At 43.3% G+C, this 23,571-nt stretch carries 29 protein-coding genes; 22 read left to right on the forward strand and 7 right to left on the reverse strand.

All coding sequences use genetic code 11. The features are described 5' to 3' along the window. The first annotated feature begins 8 nt into the window (after positions 1-8). The gene (locus CHH58_RS00475) at positions 9-935 is read left to right on the forward strand and encodes a PLP-dependent cysteine synthase family protein (protein WP_095229742.1); all 927 of its coding nucleotides are present in this window, start codon (positions 9-11) and stop codon (positions 933-935) included. Next, positions 932-2,068: a bifunctional cystathionine gamma-lyase/homocysteine desulfhydrase gene (locus tag CHH58_RS00480; protein WP_095229744.1), complete on the forward strand. Its 1,137-nt coding sequence runs from the start codon at positions 932-934 to the stop codon at positions 2,066-2,068. Before CHH58_RS00475 ends, CHH58_RS00480 begins: the two co-directional genes overlap by 4 nt. 16 nt (positions 2,069-2,084) lie before the next feature. Here the strand turns inward: CHH58_RS00480 and CHH58_RS00485 are convergent, their stop codons facing one another. Next, on the reverse strand, positions 2,085-2,855 hold the full coding sequence (locus tag CHH58_RS00485) for a type 1 glutamine amidotransferase domain-containing protein (RefSeq protein WP_095229746.1): 771 nt from the start codon (positions 2,853-2,855) through the stop codon (positions 2,085-2,087). Positions 2,856-2,970: 115 nt separating this feature from the next. Between CHH58_RS00485 and CHH58_RS00490 the strand changes: the two genes are divergently transcribed. Continuing rightward, a complete protein-coding gene (locus CHH58_RS00490; protein ID WP_095234642.1) occupies positions 2,971-4,338 on the forward strand; it encodes a dipeptidase in 1,368 nt (455 codons plus the stop codon). Between the two features lie 82 nt (positions 4,339-4,420). Then, entirely contained in the window at positions 4,421-5,827 is a 1,407-nt protein-coding gene (locus tag CHH58_RS00495) for a SpoVR family protein (protein WP_095229750.1), read from the forward strand. 27 nt (positions 5,828-5,854) lie between these two features. Here the strand turns inward: CHH58_RS00495 and CHH58_RS00500 are convergent, their stop codons facing one another. Then, positions 5,855-6,220: a thiol-disulfide oxidoreductase DCC family protein gene (locus tag CHH58_RS00500; RefSeq protein ID WP_038559150.1), complete on the reverse strand. Its 366-nt coding sequence runs from the start codon at positions 6,218-6,220 to the stop codon at positions 5,855-5,857. Positions 6,221-6,386: 166 nt separating this feature from the next. Between CHH58_RS00500 and CHH58_RS00505 the strand changes: the two genes are divergently transcribed. The 4 genes from CHH58_RS00505 to CHH58_RS00520 all read left to right on the forward strand — a co-directional run bounded on the left by CHH58_RS00505 (position 6,387) and on the right by CHH58_RS00520 (position 8,617). Beyond that, the gene (locus CHH58_RS00505) at positions 6,387-6,695 is read left to right on the forward strand and encodes an MGMT family protein (protein ID WP_430980802.1); all 309 of its coding nucleotides are present in this window, start codon (positions 6,387-6,389) and stop codon (positions 6,693-6,695) included. Positions 6,696-6,715: 20 nt separating this feature from the next. After that, the gene (locus tag CHH58_RS00510; RefSeq protein ID WP_095229753.1) at positions 6,716-7,288 is read left to right on the forward strand and encodes a nucleotidyltransferase family protein; all 573 of its coding nucleotides are present in this window, start codon (positions 6,716-6,718) and stop codon (positions 7,286-7,288) included. Then, the gene (locus CHH58_RS00515) at positions 7,281-7,799 is read left to right on the forward strand and encodes a GNAT family N-acetyltransferase (protein ID WP_095229754.1); all 519 of its coding nucleotides are present in this window, start codon (positions 7,281-7,283) and stop codon (positions 7,797-7,799) included. The genes CHH58_RS00510 and CHH58_RS00515 overlap by 8 nt, the downstream gene beginning before the upstream one ends. A 158-nt stretch (positions 7,800-7,957) precedes the next feature. After that, positions 7,958-8,617, forward strand: coding sequence for a class I SAM-dependent methyltransferase (locus CHH58_RS00520; RefSeq protein ID WP_095229756.1), 660 nt, complete (start codon positions 7,958-7,960; stop codon positions 8,615-8,617). Between the two features lie 28 nt (positions 8,618-8,645). On the opposite strand, the gene CHH58_RS18120 is transcribed toward CHH58_RS00520, so the two are convergent. After that, positions 8,646-8,780, reverse strand: a complete 135-nt coding sequence (locus tag CHH58_RS18120) for a small, acid-soluble spore protein L (RefSeq protein WP_141235012.1) — start codon at positions 8,778-8,780, stop codon at positions 8,646-8,648. 136 nt (positions 8,781-8,916) lie between these two features. On the opposite strand from CHH58_RS18120, the gene CHH58_RS00525 reads away from it, so the two are divergent. From CHH58_RS00525 to CHH58_RS00540, 4 genes are all read left to right on the forward strand, one after another. Next, positions 8,917-9,669, forward strand: coding sequence for a C39 family peptidase (locus tag CHH58_RS00525; protein ID WP_095233140.1), 753 nt, complete (start codon positions 8,917-8,919; stop codon positions 9,667-9,669). Positions 9,670-9,750: 81 nt separating this feature from the next. Continuing rightward, positions 9,751-10,278 (forward strand): mismatch-specific DNA-glycosylase, encoded by a 528-nt coding sequence (locus CHH58_RS00530; protein WP_095233139.1) that lies wholly within the window; start codon positions 9,751-9,753, stop codon positions 10,276-10,278. Continuing rightward, positions 10,275-11,030: an SDR family NAD(P)-dependent oxidoreductase gene (locus tag CHH58_RS00535; RefSeq protein WP_095234640.1), complete on the forward strand. Its 756-nt coding sequence runs from the start codon at positions 10,275-10,277 to the stop codon at positions 11,028-11,030. The genes CHH58_RS00530 and CHH58_RS00535 overlap by 4 nt, the downstream gene beginning before the upstream one ends. A gap of 78 nt (positions 11,031-11,108) precedes the next feature. Beyond that, the gene (locus CHH58_RS00540) at positions 11,109-11,225 is read left to right on the forward strand and encodes a YjcZ family sporulation protein (RefSeq protein ID WP_095219540.1); all 117 of its coding nucleotides are present in this window, start codon (positions 11,109-11,111) and stop codon (positions 11,223-11,225) included. A 44-nt stretch (positions 11,226-11,269) separates the two neighbouring features. Here CHH58_RS00540 and CHH58_RS00545 read toward each other — a convergent pair whose 3' ends face one another. Next, positions 11,270-12,904: a putative ABC transporter permease subunit gene (locus CHH58_RS00545; RefSeq protein WP_095229763.1), complete on the reverse strand. Its 1,635-nt coding sequence runs from the start codon at positions 12,902-12,904 to the stop codon at positions 11,270-11,272. Next, the gene (locus tag CHH58_RS00550; protein ID WP_095261826.1) at positions 12,897-13,619 is read right to left on the reverse strand and encodes an ABC transporter ATP-binding protein; all 723 of its coding nucleotides are present in this window, start codon (positions 13,617-13,619) and stop codon (positions 12,897-12,899) included. Before CHH58_RS00550 ends, CHH58_RS00545 begins: the two co-directional genes overlap by 8 nt. A gap of 145 nt (positions 13,620-13,764) precedes the next feature. Between CHH58_RS00550 and psiE the strand changes: the two genes are divergently transcribed. Together psiE and map are read left to right on the forward strand one after the other, a co-directional pair. Beyond that, the gene (psiE, locus tag CHH58_RS00555) at positions 13,765-14,187 is read left to right on the forward strand and encodes a phosphate-starvation-inducible protein PsiE (protein WP_095229767.1); all 423 of its coding nucleotides are present in this window, start codon (positions 13,765-13,767) and stop codon (positions 14,185-14,187) included. A gap of 97 nt (positions 14,188-14,284) precedes the next feature. Continuing rightward, on the forward strand, positions 14,285-15,040 hold the full coding sequence (gene map, locus CHH58_RS00560; RefSeq protein WP_095261827.1) for a type I methionyl aminopeptidase: 756 nt from the start codon (positions 14,285-14,287) through the stop codon (positions 15,038-15,040). A gap of 36 nt (positions 15,041-15,076) precedes the next feature. Here the strand turns inward: map and CHH58_RS00565 are convergent, their stop codons facing one another. Beyond that, positions 15,077-15,937: a cation diffusion facilitator family transporter gene (locus CHH58_RS00565; protein WP_095229771.1), complete on the reverse strand. Its 861-nt coding sequence runs from the start codon at positions 15,935-15,937 to the stop codon at positions 15,077-15,079. A gap of 118 nt (positions 15,938-16,055) precedes the next feature. Here CHH58_RS00565 and CHH58_RS00570 point away from each other — a divergent pair, with 118 nt between their 5' ends. The 6 genes from CHH58_RS00570 to CHH58_RS00595 all read left to right on the forward strand — a co-directional run bounded on the left by CHH58_RS00570 (position 16,056) and on the right by CHH58_RS00595 (position 20,903). Further along, positions 16,056-16,280, forward strand: a complete 225-nt coding sequence (locus CHH58_RS00570) for a hypothetical protein (RefSeq protein WP_095229773.1) — start codon at positions 16,056-16,058, stop codon at positions 16,278-16,280. A gap of 89 nt (positions 16,281-16,369) precedes the next feature. Further along, positions 16,370-17,629, forward strand: a complete 1,260-nt coding sequence (locus tag CHH58_RS00575; protein WP_095261828.1) for an MFS transporter — start codon at positions 16,370-16,372, stop codon at positions 17,627-17,629. 82 nt (positions 17,630-17,711) lie between these two features. Next, positions 17,712-17,951 (forward strand): IDEAL domain-containing protein, encoded by a 240-nt coding sequence (locus tag CHH58_RS00580; RefSeq protein ID WP_095229777.1) that lies wholly within the window; start codon positions 17,712-17,714, stop codon positions 17,949-17,951. Between the two features lie 121 nt (positions 17,952-18,072). Further along, a complete protein-coding gene (locus tag CHH58_RS00585; protein ID WP_249274993.1) occupies positions 18,073-18,915 on the forward strand; it encodes a M15 family metallopeptidase in 843 nt (280 codons plus the stop codon). Between the two features lie 320 nt (positions 18,916-19,235). Then, positions 19,236-20,621: a class II fumarate hydratase gene (gene fumC, locus CHH58_RS00590; RefSeq protein WP_095261829.1), complete on the forward strand. Its 1,386-nt coding sequence runs from the start codon at positions 19,236-19,238 to the stop codon at positions 20,619-20,621. A gap of 87 nt (positions 20,622-20,708) precedes the next feature. Then, the gene (locus CHH58_RS00595) at positions 20,709-20,903 is read left to right on the forward strand and encodes an alpha/beta-type small acid-soluble spore protein (RefSeq protein ID WP_095229784.1); all 195 of its coding nucleotides are present in this window, start codon (positions 20,709-20,711) and stop codon (positions 20,901-20,903) included. A gap of 45 nt (positions 20,904-20,948) precedes the next feature. Here CHH58_RS00595 and CHH58_RS00600 read toward each other — a convergent pair whose 3' ends face one another. Further along, on the reverse strand, positions 20,949-21,830 hold the full coding sequence (locus CHH58_RS00600; protein WP_095261830.1) for a PucR family transcriptional regulator: 882 nt from the start codon (positions 21,828-21,830) through the stop codon (positions 20,949-20,951). 92 nt (positions 21,831-21,922) lie between these two features. Here CHH58_RS00600 and CHH58_RS00605 point away from each other — a divergent pair, with 92 nt between their 5' ends. Continuing rightward, on the forward strand, positions 21,923-23,050 hold the full coding sequence (locus CHH58_RS00605; RefSeq protein ID WP_095261831.1) for a DUF445 domain-containing protein: 1,128 nt from the start codon (positions 21,923-21,925) through the stop codon (positions 23,048-23,050). 72 nt (positions 23,051-23,122) lie between these two features. After that, a complete protein-coding gene (locus CHH58_RS00610) occupies positions 23,123-23,473 on the forward strand; it encodes a YlbF family regulator (RefSeq protein ID WP_038559205.1) in 351 nt (116 codons plus the stop codon). Positions 23,474-23,571 lie beyond the last annotated feature (98 nt).

Here is a 23,571-nt window from a genome sequence, read left to right on the forward strand (position 1 = left end):
GGGAGAAAATGGCTGTTTACAATTCAGTACATGATCTGATTGGGAATACACCGATTGTGCAAATAACGAACTTTTCTCTTCCAGAGGGAGTTCGTTTATTTGCGAAACTGGAGTTTTATAACCCTGGAGGAAGTGTGAAGGATCGTCTTGGTGTCAATTTGATAAACGAAGCGTTCCGGACAGGGAAACTGAAGGAAAACGGTACGATCATTGAACCGACAGCGGGTAATACGGGCATTGGCATTGCACTTGCGGCATTGAAACGCAAGGTTTCCGTAATCTTCTGCGTACCAGAGAAATTCAGCCAGGAAAAACAAGAGCTGATGCGTGCGCTTGGGGCTAAGGTGATTAATACACCGACATTCGAAGGGATGACAGGTGCCATCAAAAAGGCGAAAGAGCTGCTGGACGAAATTCCTAATAGTTATTGCCCGCAGCAATTTGCTAATCCTGCTAATCCAGAAACATACTATAAAACGCTAGGTCCGGAAATATGGCGTGACCTCAAAGGAAATGTTGATATCTTTGTAGCGGGCGGCGGCACAGGCGGTACGTTCATGGGAACCGCGCGCTACTTAAAGGATCAGAATCCGGATGTGAAGACAGTTATTGTAGAGCCGGAGGGCTCCATCCTGAATGGAGGAGCTCCGGGATCTCACCGTACAGAAGGTATAGGCATGGAGTTTTTACCTGATTATATGGATACAGCATATTTTGATGCAATTCATACGATTACAGATGACGATGCATTTTATTACGTAAAGGAACTGGCTGCCAAAGAAGGGCTGCTTGTCGGCAGTTCCTCTGGATCTGCTTTTACCGCAGCACTTAAAGAAGCAGAGCATGCGAAGCCGGGGACGACGATAGTGACCATCTTTCCGGACAGCAGTGAGCGCTACCTCAGCCAGCAGATCTACCAAGGAGGATTACGATGAGACGGAAAACTAAAATGATTCACGGTGGAATTACATCGGACGAAAAGACGGGCGCAGTTAGTGTGCCTATATACCAAGTAAGTACCTACAAACAGCCAGGACCTGGTGAACATACAGGCTATGAATATTCCCGTACAGGAAATCCGACGCGGCATGCATTGGAAGAAACAATTGCTGCACTTGAAAACGGTAAAAGAGGCTTTGCATTCAGTTCCGGTATGGCAGCCATCACTTCTGTTATGATGCTGTTTGAAGCGGGTAGTCACGTTGTCATGACTGACGATGTATACGGCGGCAGCTACCGTCTTGCGACAAAGGTGCTGACACGCTATCAGCTGGGGCACACATTTGTTGATACAAGTTCACCGGAAGCAGTTGAACAGGCAATTAAACCAGAAACAAAAGCGATTTATGTTGAGACACCAACTAATCCGTTATTGAAGATTACAGATATCAAGAAGATGGCAGAAATCGCGAAGAAGCACGACTTGCTGCTGATTGTTGATAATACATTCGCTACACCTTATTGGCAGAATCCGATTGACTTGGGTGCTGATATTGTACTCCACAGTGCGACGAAATATATCGGCGGTCATAGCGATGTCGTATCGGGCCTTGTAGCCGTAAACGATGATAAGCTAGCCGAAGAACTGCACTTCATCCAGAATTCAGCTGGTGCTGTACTTGGACCTCAGGACAGCTGGCTGCTTCTTCGCGGGATCAAAACACTCGGTATCCGCATGGAAGCGATCGAGAAGAACAGTGCCAAGTTAGTCGATTTCCTAAAATCTCATCCAGGAGTGAGTACGATTTATTATCCTGGTCTGCCTGAACATAAAGGCCACGACATTGCTGCGAGCCAAGCTGAAGGCTTTGGCGGTATGATCTCCTTTGATGTAGGAAGTGCTGAAAAAGCAGATCAAGTACTGCGTAAAACGAAATTTTTCATTTTGGCGGAGAGCCTCGGCGCAGTCGAAAGTCTTATTTCCCTTCCTGCTAAAATGACGCATGCATCCATTCCGCAGGAGCGCAGAGCAGAATTAGGAATTACAGATGGTTTAGTCCGAATCAGTGTCGGTATTGAAGATAGTGAAGATTTGATTGAAGATTTGAAGCAAGCAATGGAAGATTGATAAAAGCCAGCTCCGATTACGGAGCTGGCTTTCTTCTTAGGATTTGTTCTTCTTCTGGAATTCGCAATACAGCGCGGAAGGAACGAGGATGTTCGGCAAATTCCTTTTGTTCGATTCGCTTGATAACTGCTTTTGCAACATCTTTTACACTGGCTGGATTTTGGCCGGTAATCAGTCTGTCATCAGCTTCTACATGTCCTTTGAAAGGCACTTTTGCTTTATGGTAAGTAAGTGCACGTATTTTAAGCTGCTCTTCCAAGCTATAGGGGATTTCGTGCTTGTTCAGACTAGCTGTTTCTTCACGGTCGGAATAACCTGTGACTGTCTTATCTTGCAATAAATAAGTCCCGTCAGACAATTTTACATTCAGCAGTGCAGCAGGGCCATGACAAACTGCGGCAACAATACCGCCATTTTCATAGATGTCTCTAGTTAGCTGCTGCAGTTCTTTATTTTCAGGGAAATCCCACATCGTACCGTGGCCTCCAGTGAAATAAATGGCATCATAATCAGCAGCATTCACTTCTTTAGGGGAAAGACTGTTCTCAAGTAGTCTTCTAAACCCCGGAGCGCGGTAGTACTTACGCAGCTTATGGCTTTTGAACAAACCTGTGAGGCTGCGATGATCTATAGGTATATTACCACCTTTTGGACTGATAACTGTCATGACATGACGTGTCTTTAGCTTGTCGTAAAAATTCGTCAGTTCGCTGAACCAGAGTCCTGTTGTATGGGGCGTCTGTTTCAGGCTGTCGTGGTTTGTTGCAACAATCAATACATTACCCATTGTTCTCCTCCTGACGTAACTTTGTATTTCTTATTAAATTCCACCAGCAGGTACAAGCTAAACAAGAAACAACCGATTTATGCTACACTAGTAAGAAAAGGAAAGGGTGGCATATATGACGAATCAAGTTGTCGCTTATTTACAGGAAAATCGTGAGAAATTGCTGGAGAAGCTTTATACATATCTAAGGATCCCTAGTATCAGCACAGATAGTACATATAAGGAAGAAGTTGCAAAGACAGCCGGCTTTACGGCTGACTATTTGAAGGAAATCGGCTTTGATAAGGTAACCATCCAAGAGACAGAGCGTCATCCTATCGTAACGGGTGAATGGCTTGGTGCAGGTCCAGATAAACCGACTGCACTTTTCTACGGACATTATGATGTTCAACCGGCAGATCCGCTTCCGCTTTGGGATAGCGAGCCATTCGAACCAACAGAACGAAATGGACGGATTTATGCCCGAGGCGTAAGTGATGACAAAGGTCAAGTATTCATGCACCTAGCAGTGTTCGAAGCTTTTATGAAAACAGAAGGCGCGCTGCCTATCAATGTAAAAGTATGTATCGAAGGTGAAGAAGAAATCGGAAGTACGAATCTACATGCAGTTTTGCATGAGCAGACAGAACAATTCCAAGCCGATTTTGCCATCATCAGCGATTCAGGCATGGTCGAAGCAGGGCAGCCAACGATGCTTTATGGCTTGAAAGGTGCAGCAGCACTTGAATTCTCTGTGTACGGACCAGATCGTGATTTGCATTCCGGTATGTATGGCGGTGCTGTCCGTAATCCGCTGCAGGCATTGGCTCATATTCTTAGTTCTTTGAAGGATGAGGAAGAAGTTATTCAAGTAGAAGGTTTCTATGATGGTGTAGAGGAATTGCCTGAGGAAGAACGTAAACTGATGGCTCAAGCTCCGGGAGAAGATTTTGTCCAGACAGTCGGTGTACCAGAAGCAGTTTCTGAAAAAGGATACAGTGCCAAGGAGCATACAATGGCTCGTCCGACTTTGGAAATCAACGGCATGTACGGCGGTTACCAAGGAGAAGGCACGAAAACGATCATCCCTGCTGAGGCGACAGCAAAAATTACGAGTCGTCTCGTTCCTGGACAAGATCCAGTTGATATCGTGGAGAAAATTACAGCACATATCGAGAAGCATGCGCCTGCTGGCGTGCGTGTTGAAGTGAGACCGGAACCTTTCAAAGCGAAAGCATATAAAGTAGATCCGAATCATCCGCTGATCCAAAAAGCTGCGGAAAGTCTGACACAGGCCTTCGGTAAGGAAACAGTCTTCGTCCGTATGGGCGGATCGATTCCAGTTGTCGAATGGATTGACACAGTTTACAAGATGCCAGTAGTTCTGCTTGGCTTTGGAACACCAGAGGACAGACTGCACTCCCCGAATGAAAGCTTCCCGCTAGAAAGCTTTGATAAAGGGATGGAGACACTGGTTTATTATTACCAAAAAGCGAGCGAGTGAAAAAAGACACCCGAATGGGTGTCTTTTTTCTGCCTTCATAGCATATGTATGAGTACTATTACGTACAAAGGGGAGAAAGCCCGTGCTGCAATCCGACACACACGCATTGGAAAGGGCAATTGGGGAAATAACGGAAATCGCAAAGGGCTTCGGTCTGGATTTCTACCCGATGCGCTATGAAATCTGTCCTGCTGACATCATTTATACATTTGGTGCTTATGGAATGCCGACGAGATTCACGCATTGGAGCTTCGGGAAACAATTTCATAAAATGAAGCTGCAATATGACCTTGGTTTGAGTAAGATTTATGAGCTTGTTATCAATAGCAATCCTTGTTATGCCTTCTTATTAAATTCCAATAGTCTTGTTCAGAATAAATTGATTGTCGCCCATGTGCTTGCCCATTGTGATTTCTTTAAAAATAATGTCCGATTCCAAAATACAAATCGGAATATGGTTGATAGTATGGCGGCTACCGCAGAGAGAGTCGCTGCATATGAAAAAGAGTTCGGCAAGAAGGAGGTCGAGGACTTCCTCGATGCCGTACTAGCAATTCAGGAGCATATCGATCCGTCCTTGCTGCGTCCGAAGCTTGGTTGGGAAGCTGATGATGAGTTAGAAGAAAGTCCGGAAAGAGCGACGGAATATGATGATCTTTGGTTTGTTGACCGAGGTAAATCAAAAGATAAAAATGAAAGAAAACGTAAAACATTTCCTCCTCGTCCGGAAAAAGATATTCTTCTGTTCATAGAGGAATACAGCCGAACTTTGGAAGACTGGCAGCGGGATATCCTGACAATGATGCGGGAGGAAATGCTGTATTTCTGGCCGCAGCTTGAGACAAAGATCATGAATGAAGGCTGGGCTTCCTACTGGCATGCTCGTATTCTCCGTGAGATGGATCTGACAAGTGATGAAGCAATCGAATATGCAAAGCTCAATGCTGGTGTTGTCCAGCCGTCTCCATCACAGATTAATCCATATTATCTTGGCATCAAGATTTTTGAAGATATCGAAGAGCGGTTCGACAATCCAACCGAAGAAATGAAACGGTATGGTGTGAAGCCAGGCTCCGGCAGGGAGAAGATGTTTGAGGTTCGGGAAATAGAATCGGATATCTCCTTCCTGCGAAATTACCTGACTAAAGATCTTGTGTACCGCGAAGATATGTATTTGTTCCAGAAGCAAGGCAATGAATATAAAATCACCGATAAAGACTGGGAAGCGGTACGTGATCAGTTGATCACGATGCGGGTGAATGGAGGTTTTCCTTATTTGACCGTAACAGACGGTGATTACATGTCTAATGGTGAGCTGTATCTGAAGCATCATTATGAAGGTGTCGAATTAGATTTGACGTATCTTGAGCGGACATTGCCTTACTTTTATCAGTTATGGGGACGGTTCGTTCATATGGAGACGTATATCGAAGGAAAACATGTGTTATTCAGCTATGAAGGAAAACGAGTATTGAAGAAGTATCTATAAAAAAGAAGGGGCAGCTGCCCCTTCTTTTTAAATTGCTTTCAGTTGTTTTGTGCCGAACCAGTCATGGCGGTTATCAGACACCCATTTATATAGGGATTCCAAATAAGGGTCAAGGAACGGAAGATGCAGAATCCATCCTAACACTGCGGTAACAGGTAATAGCGTCAAAACTTTTTTAACAGTTTCATGTCCTTTGTAGATATCACCTTTGAAAGACATCATATGAATACGGTCATAAACATCACCTTTGGCAAGGAAACGGAAACGCTCGTAATTCTCGATATTTTGTACTGGAATCCATTTCACGTTATCTAGCCAGTCTAATTTTTGGATTACTTGCTTTGCAGTCGAACAAAGTGGGCAGCTTGCGTCAAAAAATACAATATGCTTCATCACAAATTCTCCTCTCGTTTACTACATAGCCCGTCCAGCATGATGTTAAACAGAAGTTGACCTACTTAGACTATTTAGATAGAGTCTATCATATTTCCATGTGAATTTCACAGCAGCTGGAAGTTTGCTATACTAATTGACAGATAGTTCTAAAAAAGGAGGGTATATGATGGATCCCTTCACCGAGAATGTGATTTGTATCATTAAATCGATACCAAAAGGGAAAGTAATGACCTACGGCCAAATCGGTGCAGCAGCAGGTAAAGCACGTGGAGCTAGACAAGTATCCCGAATATTACATAGCATGAGCCGGAAATATGATCTCCCGTGGCATCGCGTCATCAGTGCTGATGGAAAAATGAAGATCCAACATGAAGAGACACGCAATGAACAGCTGGAGAGATTGTATGAAGAAGGGCTGGAAATTTTGAACGGCCGTGTCGATTTGGAGGTGTATCGGTATGAGCCTAAATAAGATACATGCTGAGTTAATAGATGCTTAAAACAGAAGAAGATGTACTAAAAGCTATCAGACAAGACAAATGGATGATGGAAGTACTCGGCGCAGCAGCAAGGTTACAACTGCCTGATTTCTGTATAAGTGCCGGTTTTGTCAGATCGAAGGTTTGGGATGTCCAACATGGGTATATACGGCGTACTCCGCTTCTGGATGTAGATGTCGTGTATTTTGATGCTTCTGATACAGATGAAGTAACAGAAAAGAAATATGAAAATATGCTGCTGCAAATGATACCAGGTGTACCATGGTCAGTGAAAAACCAGGCCAGAATGCATGAAGTCAATAGGATGCCTGCTTATCGAGATACAGAGCATGCGATTGCCTGCTACCCAGAAACAGCTACTAGTATAGGTGTTACTATTGAGGCAGAGGAGCTGCGATTGCTTGCGCCATACGGAGTGGAAGATTTACTTGTTTTCCGGGTTGCACCTACTCCTTTATACAAAAAGGGTACTAGCTATCATCCTATCTATCTGAAAAGAATAAAACAGAAAAATTGGCAGCGGCTGTGGCCGCTTGTACGAATGGAGGAAATACACGATGACTGATGTAAAAATCAGACCAGCGAGAGAAGAAGACGGTCCGATTCTTTGGAAGCTGAAATATGGAGAAAAAGAGCCAGAGTGGAAGAAGTGGGATGCACCTTACTTCTCTTTTGTTCACGTGCCAAAGGATGAATTTTTGGCCAGCTTCCGCTACGGAGAAGAGTCCCCGGATCAATGGGTGATAGAAACAGATGGAACTGTTATTGGGACGGTAGGCTATTACTGGGAACATGAGCCTTCCAAGTGGCTGGAGATGGGCATCACAATCTATGATCCTGCTTATTGGAATGGAGGTTACGGGACAGCTGCACTCCGGCACTGGATTACACATCTATTCAACACGCTGCCAATTGTGAGGGTAGGCTATACAACTTGGTCAGGGAATAAGCGGATGGTGAGACTAGGAAAAAAGCTTGGTATGACGATGGAAGCACGTATGAGGAAATGCAGATATTATAATGGGGAGTATTATGATTCTATTCGAATGGGACTGCTTCGGGAAGAGTGGGAATAAGTGAAGAAATGCACAATTTGTAGTGATTATTTCTTTACAATCTTTTTTGAAAATAAACCTTTCAACCTTGTCCAAAAATGTTACACTATGCTTAGTAAATTCTTTGTAAAATAATTTACCGAAAGTATATATAACTCTATGCTGGGGGAAATGGCGCTATGAGTATGATGTTACAAACATATTGGAATAGTCGTTTTGAAGCAGGGGACATTTGGGGAACGGAAGCAACACCATCAGCTGTCATGGCTTATCCATATTTTGCGGCGGATCAAGCGAAGCAGTTATTCGTACCAGGATGCGGATATGGAAGGAATAGCAACTTCTTTGGGGAATATGCATTTGAAGTGACAGCTTGTGACATATCAGAAGTGGCAATCGAGCGTGCCAGCAGTCATGCAAAGGCAGTCGGATTGGCTAATGTAAATCATTTTGTTGGGGATTATTTGAATTTACCGTTTTCTTCGACAGAAAGATTTGACGGTGTTTATCTATCGAGTATACTTCATATGTACACAGAAGAAGAACGTGAACAACTACTAGCCCATTTCACATCTTTGCTGCGCAAGGATGGATTGTTGATTTTCTCTTGCTTGTCAGCAAGAGATGAGAAGCTGTATGGTGCTGGTGTGGAATTGGAAAAGGATACATTCTTCGTACATGACCGGATTGCGCATTTCTTCCACGAAGAAGAATTGTATGCACTGCTTGAGGATCATTATCAAGTTGTCGAGATGACACTTCATAAACAGCGTGTTGATTTTAAAGCAGGTGCAGAACAGGATGCCCAGCTTTGGTTCGTCGTAGCACGGAAAAAATAAAAAACAGCCTCATTAGAGGCTGTTTTTCTTATATTTTCGTGTTCTTTTTTTTAGCACGCTGCTCCAGCTGGCTTTTCGGTTCTTGATTTGCTTCGTCTTCTGACAATCCTTGTCTGTTTACACTGGTAGATGCTTTTTCATTCTGGCTTTTTTTTCTGCTCATTTCCAATCACCTCCTGTTTAGTATGGCATTTGTCCTAAATCTTATTAAAATAATCATGTATATTGTAATCGTTAGCTTGGCTACTTTATAATTAGTGTCATGATTTCTAACTAGCCATCCAATAGGAGAGAAATGTATGAAAAATATATATGTCGTAATCTTAGTGAGCCTGGCAGCAATTGCTCTTGTCTTGGCAGTTCTTACTTACCAGAACCGTTCGGATGATTTGCGAGCGGAATCAGGGACTGCAACAAGAAAAACAGAGGTTACGAACAAAGAAGATACACCGAAGATATCAGCTGTTGAGGAAGGGCCTTTAGATGTGCCGATTCTTAATCAAATGGATGCACCACGATTATATAATGGTTGTGAGGTAACGAGCTTGGCGATGGTCCTGCTGTATGCAGGATACGATGTGACAAAGAATGACTTGGCCGATCAAATTGCAAACGTTCCGCTGAATTATGACAACGGTCTTCATGGCGATCCAAATGAGGGGTTTGTCGGAGACATGCCGAATGGACCAGGACTTGGCGTTTATCATGGACCAGTTATGGATGTAGCAAAAGAAGTAGCCGGTGATAAAGCAGTCGATATGACTGGGAAATCGGTCGAAGATGCTATTTACAAACCATTGGACAATGGCAATCCAGTCTGGATCATTACAACTGCAAATCTGGCTCCGGTTAATGACATGGAAACATGGGACACGCCAAATGGAGAGGTCGATATAACCTACAGCGTTCATAGCGTTGCAGTCACAGGTTATACAGAAGATACTGTATTCGTCAATAATCCATATGGCCAGAAAGACCAGGAAGTGGATCGGGAAAATTTCGAAAAGGCTTGGGAGCAGCTTGGCAGCCAGGCAATTTATATCGAAAACTGAGAAAAGCACAGCTGAAACTGTGCTTTTTTTGCGTCTTTAGGACCCTCAAGCTACAATGTAAGACATAGCGGAGGTGCTGAAATGGGTCTTGAACCAATACCGGATCATATAGAAAAAGGACTGCGGCTTTTGTTCATCGGCTTCAATCCGAGTGTACGCTCAAGTGAAACTGGTCATCACTACGCGAATCGGAATAACCGTTTCTGGAATATCCTATATCAAGCAGGCATTACAGAGCGGAAATGTGAACCTTTTGAAGATCAGGATCTGCTAAGTAAGGGGATAGGGTTTACGAATATAGTAGCAAGGCCGACCAAGGCCGCAGCAGATATAACCAAGGAAGAATACATAGAAGGCGCGCAGCTGCTCCGTGAAAAACTGTCTTATTATCGTCCGCAAGTGGCTTGTTTTGTCGGCAAAGGTGTTTACCAACAATACAGTAAGGTGAAACAGACTGGCTGGGGAATTCAGGAGTCTTCGGTGACGCAAGATGTAATAGAATTTGTTGCGCCGTCTTCAAGCGGATTGGTGCGCATGCCTATAACAGAAATCGTCAATATCTATGCAGAGATCCCAGCTATATTAGAGGAATTGGAGGAGAGAAAATGAAAACAGCAGTAGTGACAGGGGCTTCTCGCGGGTTAGGGGAAGCAATCGCCAAGAAAATGATGGAAAAAGGAATTCAAGTAATTGGAGTTGCAAGGAAGAATAGTGACAATCTGCCTTCTTATGAAGGAAAGGATAATGCCAGTTATACATACCGTTATGGTGACTTGCAGGATACAGCAGCTTGTGCGAAGGTTTTTGAGAAATTAGCAGAAGACATTTTTACAAAAGCCGATGATACTGTTTACTTGATCAACAATGCCGGTGTGGTGGGTCCGATTGCGCCGGCTGATGCATACAGTCTCTCTGAATGGGAAGCACATATGGCCATCAATTTAACTGCGCCAATGCTGGCATGCTCTACTTTTCTCAAATATGCTAAAACGTATAACATCCCGCTTGTTATCGTTAATGTTACCTCCGGTGCAGCGGAACGCTCTGTGCATGGCTGGAGTGCTTATAGTACATCGAAAGCTGGTCTGAACCGCTACACGGAAACAGTAGCTCTTGAAGAGGCAGAAGCTGGTACCAATAATATCGCTATCGCTTATAATCCCGGCATTATGGACACGGATATGCAGGCGGATATACGTTCGAGCGAACCGGAAAAATTCCAAGACGTACAGAAGTTCAAGGATTATGTAAAGAACAAGTCGCTTAGGGATCCGATGTTTGTCGCGGGTGTACTAGCCGATGTCCTAACTGGAAGTGAAATTGAAAACGGGAAACGTTATGCAGTGAAGGATTTTGTTTAAGTAGTTTAGGTATGCGCCCTTTCCTTTTTGGGTTCTGCACATACAATGCATTATCCTGTAAGAAAAGGGGGAAGTAAAATGTCTAAAGGGAATGAGGGAGGCTTCGGCTTCGCATTTTTGGTTGTATTATTCATCCTTTTAATCATTGTCGGTTCATCTTATGTAGGTGGCAACGATTACGGTTACGGCTATTAATTTATAAATGAAGAAGCTTTGCACAAATCGTGCAAAGCTTCTTTTTATCTGGAGAGACTTGTTCGGTCGGCAGTCTTCAGCAGCCTGCTGACAATATAGAATAAGAGAACAATCATCGCACTGATGTAAAGCAAGGTGACAATGAACGAAACGACCATCGGGATTTTCAGGATGAGCAACAGAGCTAACAGGAAAGCAAATGCCCCTGCTGAAATTACGATGGAGATTAGATTTGCCAGCCTGTTCTGAAATAGCTCTGTCTCTTCTGTCCAGCCAAGCTTCGGATAAAGTAAATCGCTGACCATTCCGATGACTGTGACCGCCGCGTTAACAAACAATGCGATGATCACCCATAGCAAGGCTTCCCATAGATTCATCTGTATCACAGGCACAGCTATCACAAATAAAACAGAAAGCGGGAGCAAATTGATCAGGAACGCAGCTTGCAGCTTGGCAATCACAATCTGCCGCATGGTTAATGGCAGAAACAGATGCGCTTCCCAGCTCTGTCCATCTTTTGAGAAGCTGACAATACTGATTGGATTTAGACCGACGGAAAAAACGTTCGCGAAAAGGATGACCACGAATAACATACTACCGCTTATTTCTTTAATCATGGTTGTAGCAGAAGCAAAATCCCCCATGAAAAAGATAACGACCAATAGAGCAGGCATGACAAAAGCGCCAGCGACACATTGCAGGAAGAATGTCGGTGTCCGGAAGATAGTCTGTAATTCTTTTGTGCGGTATGTACTGATAATCGACCTTGGTTTACGGTGCAGACCTTTGCCACTGTATACTTTGCCTGAACCAGTATTAAGGCCTAATGCACCTTTCAAATAAAATTTCTGTGCAGCTGCAAAGAATATCAGCCCCGCAAAAAGTGCAAGCAGCAATACGATGACAAAGTAAAGCAGGCTTTGCCAAGATCCTGCACTTGTAAGTATATGTGACATCAGCGATGCAGGCGGGTAATACAGTGTGGCCATCTGCAGCAGTCCGCCTTTTTCAGCACTGTCTGCAATTACCTGAGCAATTTGCTCTGGATCTTGCTGTAACCGTAAGACGACATTTAATAAGATGATTAAAACAAATCCAATAATACCGCCGATGACCTTACTTCTATCTTTGTTCTTTCCTTTATTGACGAACTGCATAGCGAACATGACCACAGCAGCTGCCAATGCATAAGGTATGGTCGGAATCAGGAAGAAGAGGAGAAGAACATAGACGTAATACATCAAATCAGCACCACTTAATATGCCATAGTAAATACTGACAGGTAAATACATGGCCGCTGTAAGCAAATAAACATAAATCAGCGGATTCAGCGATTTGGCGATAAGCAGCTGATAAGAGTGGACTGGCAGATGAAGGAATGATGTAATATCCTCCGTGAAATAGAACGTATTCATAATTAACATTAACGATAGGATGAAAATGAGGAAGAAATTCATCAAGAATAAGGACCCTAATATCACATTGGTATTACCGGACGGTTCCAGCAAGCCGTACATAACATCAATGATTTGCAGCATATACCCGCCGAACATCATGCCTAGAAAAAGGAGTCCGATTATCCCGAATACCAAACCGATAACTACACTCGGTTTCTGGAATATGTTGGCATACTGCATTTTCAGCTGAATACGGATGAGCGAGCGGATCGGCTTATGCATCCTGAGTCAGCTCCAGGAAAATATGCTCCAAGCTATCATCTGATTGGAACCTCTCCCTCATTTCCGTTAAAGTACCTTGGAAAAGAAGCTCACCCTTCCGAATAATGGCCACTTCATCACAAAGCTGTTCAACAACCTCTAACACATGAGAGGAGAAAAAGACCGTATGGCCGTTCGCAGCATGATTTCGCATTAGTTCCTTCAGTTGATAAGAAGATTTCGGATCTAATCCAGTCATTGGTTCATCCAGAATCCAGACAGATGGCTGCTGTACGAGCATTCCGGTTATAAACAGCTTCTGCCGCATTCCATGCGAATATGTTTTAATCTGATCTCCTAATGCTTCGTAGATACTGAACATCTTGCTGTATTCCTCAATTCTTGCTTCTCTCACATCGGCGGCAATCCCATAAATATCACTTAGGAAATGAAGATAATCCAAGCCTTTTAGCCGTAGAAATAGATCTGGGCTATCCGGAACGTAGCCGAATTCCTGTTTCGCAGCGATTGTATCCGACGTGATGTCCTTCCCATTAACGGAGATTGTTCCTGAATCAACTGGCAAGATACCAGTCACCATTTTAATCGTGGTGGACTTACCTGCACCATTTGGTCCCAGAAAACCGAATATCTTACCGGTAGGGACTGTCAGACTGACGTCGCTCACAGCCTTCTTATTTCCATATTGCTTATGTACATGATCGATTTGAATCACTGCATAACCTCCTTGTATGTTACTTCCATTCTGGCCTTTCCTTTCCAATTATTCAAGGGTATCTTATATAAAAAAAGCCTATACCTTCGACGCATATAATTTTGCTAACGCCAGTATATTTAAGACAAGCATAGGAGGGAGAAAAATGCGGGAACTGCAAAAGAAAACGGCGTTTATCGCTATATTTCTGCAAACGATATTAAATATCACTTTGACCATCCTTGCGATGATCCTTGTGGTCTTTCTGTTAAAGAAAACAGTATTCATTTTTGATGTACTGCTTATCCGTAATGAAGAGGTAGGCTATTTTTATTTGGCGGAAGGTATCATCGTCTATTTTCTCTATTTCGAGTTCATCAGTTTAATCATCAAGTACTTTACGCATGACTACCATTTTCCCCTTCGCTATTTTATCTACATAGGAATAACAGCAATCATTCGGCTCATTATCATTGATCACGAAAATCCTCTCACCATCCTTCTGTATGCGTTGGCGATAGTCTTGCTTGTCTTTGCTCTGCTGATTGCCAACCATTCTAATATAAAGGACAATGAACCGTTGGATTGAATAAAGTAAACAGCGTAACGATTTAAACGATTTGGCATAATATGATACACTCTATAGTGGAAAAGTAAGCTTTGCCGTCAGAAAGGAAGAGAAACAAATGATTAACCGCAAAAGTGAACGTGAGATAGAAATGATGCGGGCAGCAGGTCAGCTGCTTGCTGATATTCATAAAGAAATTCGTAACATGATTAAGCCAGGAATCACAACAATGGAAATCGATTCATTCGTGGAAGATTACTTAGCCAAGCATGGTGCAACAGCTGAGCAGAAGGGCTACAATGGCTATGCATATGCAACTTGTGCTTCTATCAATGATGAAATCTGCCACGGATTCCCAAGAAACGAGCCATTGAAAAATGGAGATATCGTAACAATCGATATGGTTGTTAATTTAAATGGAGGTCTAGCTGATTCTGCCTGGACTTATGGTGTCGGCGAGATCAGTGAAGCTGCACAGCGTTTGCTGGAAGTAACGAAGGAATCCCTGTATAAAGGAATTGAAAAAGCACAGCCTGGCGCCAGAATTGGTGATATCGGCCATGCAATTCAACAATTTGCAGAAGCGGAAGGCTATTCTGTCGTACGTGATTTCACAGGACACGGAATTGGACCAACTATCCATGAAGAACCGCATATCCCTCATTTCGGTTTGCCGAATAAAGGACCTCGTTTGAAAGAGGGTATGGTCATAACAATCGAACCGATGCTTAATATCGGCGAATGGGGCAGTCAGATGGATGATAACAATTGGACTGCTCGAACGGTCGACGGTACTTTGTCTGCTCAATATGAACATACAATCGTTATCACAAAAGATGGACCAATCATCCTGACAAATCAAGACGAAGAATAAAGAGAAGCCTATACCACTCTTGGTATAGGCTTTTTTCTATGGCTCAATATGGATAAAAGTATGAAAGATGTCATGTTTCTTGGTGAGGAGCTTCTCCAATCTTTCCGTGATGGCATGGCTTTCTTTCACATTGAGAGATGCATCAACACGAATGATGACATCAACGAGGGATTGATTACCGTGCAGTCTTGCTTTGATTTCGACTACCTCCAGAACATCTTTATCCTCAAGAATACTGTGACGGATCTTCAATAACCTGTCCACATCATATCCATCAGTAAGCGAATACGTTGCATCATAGAAAATATCCCATGCCGTTTTACAGATCAATATTCCGACGACGAATCCTGCCAGCGGATCAAGCCAATAATAGCCGAACTGAGCCCCGAAGATTCCCACGAAAGCACCTATACTGACCATTCCGTCAGAACGATTATCTTGTGCAGCAGCCATAAGGGCAGGGCTTTGAATTCGTTTGGCCAGGGCATAGTTGTAACGGTATACCAGCATCATAACGAAAGCTGATCCTAAGGCAGTCCAACCTGTCAGCATATCAGGCTGGACATAATCTGGTTCCATTAAACGCTCAAGTGTATCGAATAAGACATGAAGTCCAACCGAGATCATAATAAAAGCAGCAACAAGTGATGCAATGGTCTCAGCTCGGAAATGCCCATATCTATGGTCAGGGTCAGGCGGTTTGCGGGAGATGCGCAGTCCGACCAGCACGGCAACAGAGGCTACGACATCCGTTGTATTGTTCAGCCCGTCGGCAAGCAAGGCATCTGAATCTCCAATGTAGGCGACAAGCAATTTGATAAAGGATAACAGCAAATAAGCTGCGATGCTAAGCAAAGCTCCTTTCTCACCAGCTTTCAGATTATCGTACTGGCCCATATGTAAAGTTTCCTCCGATCTAATTCTGGAGCAGGAACGGTTAGTGCCTGTCCAGAATGGGTACAAGATAGTACATTATATTCTTCTGTTTGATCATTATACGAAGGGGTTGAAAAAAATGAGCCAGGAAAAGGTCATTATTGAAGGCAGCTTGAGTGGCATGCGTTTTTACAAGGAACTGGATATCGTGATCGGCCCCGAGGCAGAGACACCGGAGCAAGCGATCATCCGTTTCTACGGAAGCGAGGCAGAGAACTTTGAGATGCTGGCCAGAGAACAAGGCTGGCGCAATTGTTATTGGACTTATGCAGATATTCCAGCCCTGCTGCAGCAGGCAAATTAATCCCAGATAAGTCTGGGATTTTTTCATTGGATAAAAAACTCCTGCTTTGTAAAAAATGAAAGTAGTATGTGAAAGGCAGGAGACGACATATGGGTGAAAAGAATACATCATCAGGTAACTCACCAAAGGAAATGCGCGGGGCAATTATAGCTTTGGCTTCCATTCCCTTGATAATGACACTTGGGAACAGCATGCTGCTGCCTGTGCTTCCGTTGATGGAAGAGGAATTAGATATAACGAAACTGCAATCAAGTTTTATCATTACATTCTATTCCATTGTAGCCATCATATTCATTCCGATTGCTGGCTTTCTATCAGATCGATTTGGACGAAAAGCAGTAATTCTGCCTTCACTGGTCATTGCTGGAGCCGGTGGACTGATAGCCGGGATATTCTCAGTCGGCAGTGAGAGTCCGTATCTTTGGATCCTAATTGGAAGGATTCTTCAAGGGATAGGTGTTGCAGGTGCAGCACCAGTTGTGCTCCCGCTTGTTGGGGATATGTTCGAAAAAGAGGAAGATGTAAGTGCCACACTTGGTCTCGTCGAAACGGCCAATACTTTCGGGAAAGTATTAAGTCCCGTGCTCGGAGCGCTGCTTGCGGGGTTCCTTTGGTATTTGCCGTTTTACGCAATCCCTGTTTTTTGTGCGATTTCCTTCTTATTGGTCCTATTCCTTATCAAAAAGCCTAAAGACGATAAAAAGGGTAATGATTTCAAGACATTTATGAAGAACACGAAGGCAACATTTCATGAACATGGCGGCTGGCTGACAGCTACCTTCCTAATCGGGGCCATTCTTATGTTTCTTCTTTTCGGCATCCTATTCTACTTGAGTACAGTGTTGGAAGAAAAGTATGGCATGCACGGCATACTGAAGGGAGCAGTTTTAGCCATACCGCTTGCGGCTTTGTGCCTAGCATCTTATTTGACGGGTAAATGGATAAAAAACAACGGTAAACTCATGAAATGGATCATATTTACAGGAGTAGTTGTTGCGGGTGTCGTAACTATTGCTCTCTATTTCTCAAAAGGGATTTTCTTTATGATGGCAGTATTTCTTGTTGCTGGTGTAGGAATCGGAGCGGGACTGCCTTGCTTAGATTCTTTGGTTACAAGTAATATGGAAAAGGATGTCCGCGGGACAGTTACATCATTATTAAGTGCAATGCGTTATGTCGGCGTTGCCGCTGGACCGCCTGCAGTTGCCATTTTATTAAAAGTAGATTTTATCTGGCTGATCGTTACATTTGCAGGTGCTGCCTTTATAGCAGCTTTACTCACATTGAAGTTTGTTAAACCGCCAGATCCGGATGATCAAAAGCATCACCCTGTTCCGCATTTACATTAATTTAACGAACAAATCAGAAAATTGTTGCAAAATTAATGTGAATCCAGCATAATGGAAAAAAGGAACCAGGGGGAATCGTTCCATGAAGAAGCATAAAGTTGTCTATCGTCTGCAAAGAACGAAGAGGAAGCGTGCTTATGTTACTGCTAAACGGGAGATTTCGTTTGAAGTGAAGCTGGCCACAAGACTTATGCTGGATGAATTTTATTTTACCTGGAACAAGAATAGACTGGAAGCCCAAATCAATGAGTGTATTGACCAAAAAGACGCGGAACGATTCAAGGAGTTAAGTGCAGCTTATCGCCACTATACTTTCGAATAACATAAAATTTTACAGGATCTGTTTTGTCATGGGACAAGGCAGGTCTTTTTACGTGCGAAAATATTTGATACCTATGCTATAATATCCTCAAAACTACATGAACGAAGAGGAGATTTTAGAAATGAAGCGTTTGATGCTGTTTGCTGCGCTTAGCGCTGTGCTAGTTGCAGCTGGATGTCAAAACCAGCAAACAAGCCAGAATCAAGACACAAATGAAAATAAGACTGTTGATAAGCAGACAGAGAACCAGCAGGCAGAACAGTCGCAGCAAGAAGAAGATACTGCTGCTGAGGAGCAGACAGCTGAGACAAAGCCTGATCAGCATCAGGACGAAGCGGAAGATGTGGTAGGCTCAATCGAGAAACCCGTGACAGTTGATAATCCGGATAGTATCGAAGTTGTCGTAAACAAAACCAGAAAGTTTCCGGATGGCTGGCAACCGAAGGACTTAGTCGAGCCAGACGTACCGTTTTACTTCAGTGAGCATCTAGAGAAGCGAAAAATGCGTAAAGAAGCAGCTGAAGCATTGGAAGATCTGTTCGCCGCTTCCCAGAAGGACGGGATGGAACTGGTAGCTGCAAGCGGGTACCGATCGGAAGAAAGACAAAAAGAGATTTATGAGAATAACGTAGCGACCCAAGGGCAGGAAGAAACGGATAAAGTATCGTCCAGACCTGGCCGGAGTGAGCATCAAACAGGGCTTGCTATTGATTTGACATCTGCAGAGATGGCATTAGCGCTGGAGGAAACGTTCATCGATACAGATGAAGGGAAATGGCTGGCGGAACATGCACATGAATATGGTTATATTATTCGATATCCGGAAGGAAAATCCGATATAACTGGTTACAGCTATGAGCCGTGGCACATCCGCTATGTCGGAAAAGATCTGGCGAAGCAAATATATGAAGAAAATACAACATTGGAAGAACATTTTCAAATGGAGTCTGATCTTAAGAGCTGAAAAAGAGCCACTGTCCTAATGGGCAGTGGCTCCAATTTATGTGATGGGAGGTCACATATAGAATTAGCGGCATAACTGGTATAGTATGCCAAAGCTTACTTGTTCAGATGTGCTTATAGATGCTGCACGAAATAAATTGATTGATTATTAACTCAACTCCGATTCTAACATATTGTAAACAGGAAAGGTAGCGAAATTATTAAATTTTTTCAAAAGTGAAAAGATGGCCAACCTTCCGAAGATGATAGCCGCAAAATAGAAGATTATTTGTTACAATAAAGATGCCTTATCAAATGAAGATTTTGGAGAGGGGAAGTAAAATGGAATTTCGTATGGAAAAAGATACAATTGGGGAAATTCAGGTACCTGCAGACAAGTTTTGGGGAGCGCAAACTCAGCGCAGCAGAGAGAATTTTCCGATTGGTTCAGAAAGAATGCCGAAAGAAATTGTATACGCTTTCGCTTTGCTTAAGAAAAGTGCTGCAAAAGCCAATCATGATTTAGGTTTGCTGGAAAAAGATAAAAGTGATGCTATCGGCTATGCCGCGGATCAAATTACAAGCGGTGAGCTGGATGATCATTTTCCGCTAGTTGTCTGGCAGACAGGCAGCGGGACACAATCGAATATGAACGTTAATGAAGTTATTGCTTTTGTCGGAAACAAGTGGCTTGAGGAACAAGGAAAAGAAGTGCGTTTGCATCCGAATGATGATGTCAACAAGTCTCAAAGCTCAAATGACACTTATCCGACAGCTTTACATATAGCTGCTGTTACACAGCTGGAAGATGTGGTATTGCCTGCTTTGAATCAGCTCAAAACAACCCTGAAGGAAAAATCTGATGCGTATCAGGATATCGTGAAAATAGGTCGGACTCATTTACAGGACGCAACACCACTTACGCTTGGCCAGGAAATTAGTGGCTGGCATCGTATGCTGGAAAAATCGGAACAGATGATTAGGACAAGCATTCCCTTTGTCCAGGAACTGGCTATTGGCGGAACAGCAGTCGGAACAGGCTTGAATGCTCATCCTGATTTCTCTGAGAAGGTTTGTCAGGAACTTTCCGAGGCTACTGGTAAAGAATTCAGTTCAGCAGTGAATAAGTTTCATGCTCTTACAAGTCACGATGAGATCGTGTATGCACACGGTGCGTTGAAGGGTCTTGCTGCAGATATGATGAAGATCGCCAACGATGTGCGCTGGCTGGCAAGCGGACCACGTTGTGGGATTGGTGAAATTGAGATTCCGGCTAACGAACCTGGCAGTTCCATTATGCCTGGTAAGGTCAATCCTACTCAGAGTGAAGCAGTTACCATGGTAGCTGTTCAAGTAATGGGCAATGATGCTGCAATTGGATTTGCAGCCAGTCAAGGGAATTTCGAGTTGAATGTGTTTAAACCGGTTATTGCTTATAACTTCATTCAATCTGCGCAGCTTTTGGCCGATAGCATGCTGTCCTTCAATGATCGTTGTGCAGTTGGAATTGAACCGAATCGAGAAAAGATTGCAAAGAATCTTCAGGATTCCTTAATGCTTGTGACAGCTTTAAATCCACATATCGGTTATGAAAATGCTGCGAAGATTGCTAAAACAGCATTTGCGGATAATACAACATTAAAAGAAGCAGCAGTAGCAAGCGGATTACTGACAGAAGAACAATTCGATTCTTATATAAAACCTGAAGAAATGACCTATCCGAAGTAACTGCCATGTTTCACCAGGAGTTCCAATAAGTAAGCCTGATAAAAAGCGCCTTCCTGACCAAACTATAGTCATAGGAGGTGAACAAACATGGCAAACACAAACGATTTGGTAGTACCTGGCGTACAACAAGCAATTGATCAAATGAAATACGAAATCGCACAAGAATTTGGTGTTTCTCTAGGCGGAAGTGAAACTTCCCGTGCTAACGGTTCTGTTGGTGGAGAAATCACAAAACGTCTTGTAGCTTCTGCACAGTCTCAGCTTAGCGGCGGTCAATTCTAATTTCATATCGATGGCAAGAGAGGCACCGATTCGGTGCCTCTTTCTTTATGGAAGGGAATGGAGCGCTAGATAAAGGGCAAAAGCATCCTGGAATTTCCGAATGTCGAGACCAGTTTTCTCTGTTAGTTTCTCCAAACGATAATTCAAGCTATTGCGGTGTATGTACAGCTTTTTTGCTGTAAGAGTAAGATTTTGATTGCAAGAGAAATACATACGAACTGTACGCAGCAGTTCTTCATCCTTATTCAACCCTTGCAGGATGTGATGCGCGATGTACTTTCGGTCCGTCTCCGGCAGCAGTATACTGATCAATTGCGGTACAGCATCATGGAAATACAGCACATGCTTGGCTGAATGGGAAGGAACCTGTCTGTACGCTGTAAGTAGCCATTCATATTGTTCTGATGCGTCTTTTACAGAGTGCAGCCAAGGACTTACAAATAGTCGGAGCGGGACAGATAAATCATACATAAGCATGTCGACAATTTCTTCATATAAGATAGATTCGGCATGACGGCTTTCAACCAGTAAGCCTGTCTGTTTCGTGAACCACAGACATGCAAGCGGATGATCGGTCAGACTATCCATTGCTTCCCTGAACACCTCTGGTTTAACATGCCCTTCTATGGTAAAGAAGATGAAGCGGCAGCCGAAATCATATAATGGATTCTCAGTTAATTCAGCCGTCATTTTTTCACCGTGAAGAAGCTGATCCCAGGCTGTATCTGTACTGCTGCCAGTTGGTGTAGTAATTGGTGAACCAATATGATGAAGTAAGGCAAGCTCACGTTCGTTCAGCTGATTGGCGGGTAAACCGATAATCTCGCCATCCTCCAATCGAAACCAATAATGTGTTTTCATATCGAGTCCATTAAGGCTGTCTGCCGTTTTGATACCCGAAAATAGTTTTTCCAGTTCCTCCAGCATACGCACTTCTCCTATCCATACAATCTGTTTCTTTGTAATTGGTGTTAATTGTATTATACTAAAACCCAAGTAAACAGAAAGGTCGATACAACATGAATAGTGGAGATATTTGGTTGATTTTATCCATGGCGCTTATTGGTGCCTTGATTGGCGGTATCACGAATTACTTGGCGATTAAGATGCTGTTTAAGCCCCATCGTGCTATATATATCGGTAAATGGCGGCTTCCATTTACCCCTGGATTAATTCCTAAACGCAGGAGTGACTTGGCACGTTCGCTTGGAAAAACGGTTGTTGATCATTTACTAACGCCAAAAGGCATGCAAGCAAGACTGATTGATGATAGCTTTCAGCTTAAGGTTAATACGTGGGCGAAGCGCGAATTGTTTCGATTTCTCCGTTCGGAGCGTACACCTCGGCAGCTGCTGTCTGATTTGAATATAACTGTGGCGGCAAATGATCTTCATACAAAGACTGCTTCATTATTACAAACACAGCTGGAAAAACAGGCAGAGAAGGAACTAGGCAGTCTGTTGCCAGACGAATTGAAACAAAGGACAGAAGCTGCAGCAGATAGAGCAGCTTCACATATTCAGCAGATGCTTGTAACATATGTGGATAGCTATGATGGACGGCGGAAAATACAGGAGCTTGTCCAAAGCTTTCTGCAAGGCAGAGGTTTTCTCGGCAGTATGCTGTCCTCCTTTATGGATCCTAACAGTGCTGTCGATAAAATTCAGCCTGTAATTAGCGAATCGGTAGGAGCAGAAGGCACCCATCGCTGGCTGCATCAGTTGCTTGCAGATGAGCTGAATAAATTGATGGACAAGAAAGTAGGCCAAGTGACCGAAACAATCGGAAAAGAAACAATAGACGAAGCTATCCAGCAAGTGGTCAGGAAGTCGATACCATTTGATGAGATGTTAGACACACCGATCCAAGTGTATATGCAAAACTTACAAGACAATGTAATCGAAGACAAACTGACTCTGTTGGTCGGACGAGTCCTTCAACGTCTTTCTGAACAGGTGCCAGTTATCATGGAACAATTGGAGCTTTCCAAGATGGTCGAAAAAGAGGTATCCGGTTTTCCGCTGGAGCGAGTCGAAGAACTGGTCCTGGCAATCTCTAATAAAGAATTCAAGCTGATCACATACCTCGGATTCCTATTAGGTGGCATCATCGGAATCGTGCAAGGAATTATCGCACTCTTTATCTGATGGCTCGAACTATACAGCGCTCTATCGGTTTGTTATAGTGGAACTTGAGTAAAAATGAGGAGGTACGTACCCATGGCTAATATGTACGATCATGCGTATGACTTAGAAAAAGCAATCCGTGAAAGTGAAGAATTCAAAGGCTTGAAAGCCGCTTATGATACGGTAATGAACGATCCGTCTTCCAAAGAGATGTTCGAAAACTTCCGTAACATCCAACTTGAATTGCAGCAAAAGCAAATGCAAGGACAGGAAATTACAGAAGAAGAAGTACAAAAAGCACAAAGTGTAGTCCAAGTAGTTCAGCAGGACGAACAGATTGCGAAATTGATGGAACAAGAACAGCGTCTGAACATTGCGATCAATGATATCAGCCGAATCATCACAAAACCTTTGGAAGAGCTTTACGGTCAGCCAGAGGAGTAAGCAAAAACCTCTTTGCCATTTGGCAAAGGGGTTTTCTTTTGTTTTCAAACCGAACGTGCATTCGTAAAGAGTGCATGCTACTATAGAAGCAAACGACT

The sequence above is a fragment of the Terribacillus saccharophilus genome, assembly GCF_002272745.1.
In the GTDB taxonomy this organism is placed as follows: domain Bacteria; phylum Bacillota; class Bacilli; order Bacillales; family Amphibacillaceae; genus Terribacillus; species Terribacillus saccharophilus_B.

What these genes read in the sequence shown, in the direction of transcription:
- CHH58_RS00510 (WP_095229753.1), top strand. Translation starts at nt 6,716, where the DNA reads ATGCTTAAAACAGAAGAAGATGTACTAAAAGCTATCAGACAAGACAAA.
- CHH58_RS00515 (WP_095229754.1), top strand. Translation starts at nt 7,281, where the DNA reads ATGACTGATGTAAAAATCAGACCAGCGAGAGAAGAAGACGGTCCGATT.
- CHH58_RS00500 (WP_038559150.1), bottom strand. Translation starts at nt 6,220, where the DNA reads ATGAAGCATATTGTATTTTTTGACGCAAGCTGCCCACTTTGTTCGACT.
- CHH58_RS00480 (WP_095229744.1), top strand. Translation starts at nt 932, where the DNA reads ATGAGACGGAAAACTAAAATGATTCACGGTGGAATTACATCGGACGAA.
- CHH58_RS00595 (WP_095229784.1), top strand. Translation starts at nt 20,709, where the DNA reads ATGGCAAACACAAACGATTTGGTAGTACCTGGCGTACAACAAGCAATT.
- CHH58_RS00610 (WP_038559205.1), top strand. Translation starts at nt 23,123, where the DNA reads ATGGCTAATATGTACGATCATGCGTATGACTTAGAAAAAGCAATCCGT.
- CHH58_RS00485 (WP_095229746.1), bottom strand. Translation starts at nt 2,855, where the DNA reads ATGGGTAATGTATTGATTGTTGCAACAAACCACGACAGCCTGAAACAG.
- psiE (WP_095229767.1), top strand. Translation starts at nt 13,765, where the DNA reads ATGCGGGAACTGCAAAAGAAAACGGCGTTTATCGCTATATTTCTGCAA.
- CHH58_RS00605 (WP_095261831.1), top strand. Translation starts at nt 21,923, where the DNA reads ATGAATAGTGGAGATATTTGGTTGATTTTATCCATGGCGCTTATTGGT.
- map (WP_095261827.1), top strand. Translation starts at nt 14,285, where the DNA reads ATGATTAACCGCAAAAGTGAACGTGAGATAGAAATGATGCGGGCAGCA.
- CHH58_RS18120 (WP_141235012.1), bottom strand. Translation starts at nt 8,780, where the DNA reads ATGAGCAGAAAAAAAAGCCAGAATGAAAAAGCATCTACCAGTGTAAAC.
- fumC (WP_095261829.1), top strand. Translation starts at nt 19,236, where the DNA reads ATGGAATTTCGTATGGAAAAAGATACAATTGGGGAAATTCAGGTACCT.
- CHH58_RS00600 (WP_095261830.1), bottom strand. Translation starts at nt 21,830, where the DNA reads ATGCTGGAGGAACTGGAAAAACTATTTTCGGGTATCAAAACGGCAGAC.
- CHH58_RS00475 (WP_095229742.1), top strand. Translation starts at nt 9, where the DNA reads ATGGCTGTTTACAATTCAGTACATGATCTGATTGGGAATACACCGATT.
- CHH58_RS00490 (WP_095234642.1), top strand. Translation starts at nt 2,971, where the DNA reads ATGACGAATCAAGTTGTCGCTTATTTACAGGAAAATCGTGAGAAATTG.
- CHH58_RS00585 (WP_249274993.1), top strand. Translation starts at nt 18,073, where the DNA reads ATGAAGCGTTTGATGCTGTTTGCTGCGCTTAGCGCTGTGCTAGTTGCA.
- CHH58_RS00530 (WP_095233139.1), top strand. Translation starts at nt 9,751, where the DNA reads ATGGGTCTTGAACCAATACCGGATCATATAGAAAAAGGACTGCGGCTT.
- CHH58_RS00575 (WP_095261828.1), top strand. Translation starts at nt 16,370, where the DNA reads ATGGGTGAAAAGAATACATCATCAGGTAACTCACCAAAGGAAATGCGC.
- CHH58_RS00545 (WP_095229763.1), bottom strand. Translation starts at nt 12,904, where the DNA reads ATGCATAAGCCGATCCGCTCGCTCATCCGTATTCAGCTGAAAATGCAG.
- CHH58_RS00525 (WP_095233140.1), top strand. Translation starts at nt 8,917, where the DNA reads ATGAAAAATATATATGTCGTAATCTTAGTGAGCCTGGCAGCAATTGCT.
- CHH58_RS00565 (WP_095229771.1), bottom strand. Translation starts at nt 15,937, where the DNA reads ATGGGCCAGTACGATAATCTGAAAGCTGGTGAGAAAGGAGCTTTGCTT.
- CHH58_RS00540 (WP_095219540.1), top strand. Translation starts at nt 11,109, where the DNA reads ATGTCTAAAGGGAATGAGGGAGGCTTCGGCTTCGCATTTTTGGTTGTA.
- CHH58_RS00505 (WP_430980802.1), top strand. Translation starts at nt 6,387, where the DNA reads ATGATGGATCCCTTCACCGAGAATGTGATTTGTATCATTAAATCGATA.
- CHH58_RS00570 (WP_095229773.1), top strand. Translation starts at nt 16,056, where the DNA reads ATGAGCCAGGAAAAGGTCATTATTGAAGGCAGCTTGAGTGGCATGCGT.
- CHH58_RS00580 (WP_095229777.1), top strand. Translation starts at nt 17,712, where the DNA reads ATGAAGAAGCATAAAGTTGTCTATCGTCTGCAAAGAACGAAGAGGAAG.
- CHH58_RS00535 (WP_095234640.1), top strand. Translation starts at nt 10,275, where the DNA reads ATGAAAACAGCAGTAGTGACAGGGGCTTCTCGCGGGTTAGGGGAAGCA.
- CHH58_RS00520 (WP_095229756.1), top strand. Translation starts at nt 7,958, where the DNA reads ATGAGTATGATGTTACAAACATATTGGAATAGTCGTTTTGAAGCAGGG.